The organism is Ruegeria sp. O6, assembly GCF_056535045.1.
On sequence record NZ_JBQERM010000037.1, the window covers coordinates 1 to 2,466 of the forward strand.

Annotated in this window: 3 protein-coding genes; 1 reads left to right on the forward strand and 2 read right to left on the reverse strand. The window is 59.0% G+C overall.

Going from position 1 to position 2,466, the window contains the following annotated elements; genetic code table 11:
- Window positions 1-3: 3 nt before the first annotated feature.
- Together hpaE and ACR0DY_RS19855 are read right to left on the reverse strand one after the other, a co-directional pair.
- Window positions 4-1,515 (reverse strand): 5-carboxymethyl-2-hydroxymuconate semialdehyde dehydrogenase, encoded by a 1,512-nt coding sequence (gene hpaE / locus ACR0DY_RS19850; RefSeq protein ID WP_480899023.1) that lies wholly within the window; start codon window positions 1,513-1,515, stop codon window positions 4-6.
- 3 nt (window positions 1,516-1,518) lie between these two features.
- Complete coding sequence (locus ACR0DY_RS19855; protein WP_480484965.1) at window positions 1,519-1,917, reverse strand: 5-carboxymethyl-2-hydroxymuconate Delta-isomerase; 399 nt, start codon at window positions 1,915-1,917, stop codon at window positions 1,519-1,521.
- Between the two features lie 106 nt (window positions 1,918-2,023).
- Between ACR0DY_RS19855 and hpaR the strand changes: the two genes are divergently transcribed.
- Entirely contained in the window at window positions 2,024-2,464 is a 441-nt protein-coding gene (hpaR, locus tag ACR0DY_RS19860; protein ID WP_267365251.1) for a homoprotocatechuate degradation operon regulator HpaR, read from the forward strand.
- Window positions 2,465-2,466 lie beyond the last annotated feature (2 nt).

Consider the following 2,466-nt stretch of genomic DNA (forward strand, 5'->3'; position numbering starts at 1 on the left):
CGGTTACAGTTTCCCCAGCTGCATGATGTTGTGGTTTCCGGTTGCGAAGCCGACGTGTTTTTGTTCCATGTAGAACTCGAAGCTCCAGTTGCCGCCGTCGCGGCCGATACCGGATGCTTTGACGCCGCCGAACGGGGTGGGCAGGTGGCGGACGTTTTCCGAGTTCACCCAGATCATCCCGGCTTCTAGCTTGTCGGTGAACCGCAAGGCGCGGGTCAGGTCATTGGTCCAGACATAGCCGGTCAGACCGTATGGTGTGTCGTTGGCAATCTGCAGCGCCTCGTCCTCGGTCGAGAACGGGATCGAGGTCAGAACCGGGCCGAATATCTCTTCGCGCGCGATACGCATCTGGTTATTGGCATCGGTAAACAAGGTTGGGCGAATGAAATACCCTGTGTCGCCCACCTTGACACCTCCGGCGGCGACAGTCGCACCGTCTTCTTTGGCGATGTCAAAATAGGAGGTCACCTTGTTATAATGCTCCTCGGTCACCAGTGGCCCGATCTCGGTCTCAGGATCCAGCGGATGGCCGACCTTGATGGTGTTGACCCGTTCGATCAGCTTTGCCTCGAACGCGTCCTTGATGGTGTCCTGCACCAGCAGGCGCGAGGATGACGTGCAGCGCTCGCCATTGATCGAGTAGATCATGAAGATCACCGCATCCAGCGCCCGGTCGAGATCGGCGTCGTCGAACACAACAACCGGGTTCTTGCCGCCCAGTTCCAGATGCATCCGCTTGAGCGTATCGGCACCTTGTTTGGTGATGCTGCTGCCGGTGCGGCTTTCACCGACAAAGGCGATCGCCTTGATCAACGGATGCTCCGTCAACGCCTTACCCGCATCGGGGCCGAACCCGTTCACGGTGTTCAGCACACCCTTGGGCAGCCCGGCCTCTTCGGCGATCTCCACCAGCAGGCGAGCGGACAGCGGAGAATCTTCGGCCGGTTTGTGAACCACGGTGCACCCGGCAGCCAAAGCAGGTGCGATCTTCCATGTCGACAGCATGAACGGCGTGTTCCACGGCGTGATCACCCCCACCGGACCGATCGGTACGCGCGTGGTGATGTTCATCAGGGTCGGCGACTTAAGGTGCTGACCGTCCCGCGCCTGGACCACCTGATCCGCGAAATACCGGAAATTCTCGGCCCCCCGCAGCGCGGCCTTGGACATAAAGCGCAGGGTCTGGCCGGTGTCCCAGCATTCACACAGCGCAATTTCCTCGGCACGGGCCTCGATCGCATCGGCAACGTTCAGCAAGATGCGGCGCCGCTCGGTGGCAGGCATGTCGCGCCAATCGGCAAATGCGGCGTGGGCGGCATTGGCGGCAGCGTCGATATCATCGGCTGTGCCATGGGCGACATCGCAGATCACCGACCTGTCAACCGGGGAGGTGGATTGGAACACCCCTGCGGAACCGTCGCGATCTTCGCCCGCGATCCGGTTCTTGATGCCGGTTTCCTTAAACCGGGCCAGAAAGCCCGCCAGCTTCTCGATATTCGTATCCAGTGCGCTCATGGATCAGGTCTCCTGGTTGGTCGCGCCCAAATGGTCCCGGATCGTGCCGGTCTTGGGCGAAAGGTCTGGGTCAATGTCACGCATCTCAAGCGAGAGCGCGATGGAATGTCCGGCGAAGGCGGGGGACAGATAGGCCTCAACCGCCTCAAAAATGCGCTGCGTGGCGTCCCGTTTGACATCCGCAGCCCGGCCAGCGCGCAGGCGGATCGAGATATCGATAAACCCATGCGCCGGATTGCCGTCCGCGATGGCATAGTGATCGACCCGCGTGGCCCGGACACGAATACCGGGCAGGGGAAATGTCTTGATCCCGGCAGCCGTGGCCCGGATGCATTCGCACAAGCCACTCATATCGACCCTGTCTTCCAGATTGCCGGAATACTCGACGTGAAAATGTGGCATATGCTCCCTCCAATGGTAAACATGTTTAGTAAATTGGAACCCCCGCTGTCAAGAACTTGCTTTGTTAATCTTTGCATCTTTTGACTCTGCGAATTAGAAGACTGTCATGAGTGAACAAAGCCACACCAAGAACACCTCGCGCGCCCTTCCGATTGCCTTGCTGCGCGCACGCGAAACCGTCATGGCCCCCATCCGGGACATGCTGCAGGGGATACAACTGACCGAGCAGAAATGGCGCATCCTGCGCGTGCTGGACGAGTTGGGTGAAGTGGAGCAAAGCTCGATTGCCAAAGAGGCCTGCCTGCTGTTGCCAAGCCTCACCCGCATCCTGCGCACGATGGAAGCCGAAGGCCAAATATCACGCCGCCAGGACAGCCACGACAAACGACGCACAATGGTGAAGATCACAAACGAAGGACGAAACATCCTCGCCGATAACCTCGGAACCTCTCTGCAGATCTACCAAAGCATCGAAAAACAAATGGGACGAGAAAAACTCAACCAACTCCTCGACCTGCTCGAAGAACTACAAGCCGTCAAAGTCTGACC

Excerpts from the sequence above, each read along its gene's own strand:
- hpaE (WP_480899023.1), bottom strand. The coding sequence starts at position 1,515 with ATGAGCGCACTGGATACGAATATCGAGAAGCTGGCGGGCTTTCTGGCC.
- ACR0DY_RS19855 (WP_480484965.1), bottom strand. The coding sequence starts at position 1,917 with ATGCCACATTTTCACGTCGAGTATTCCGGCAATCTGGAAGACAGGGTC.
- hpaR (WP_267365251.1), top strand. The coding sequence starts at position 2,024 with ATGAGTGAACAAAGCCACACCAAGAACACCTCGCGCGCCCTTCCGATT.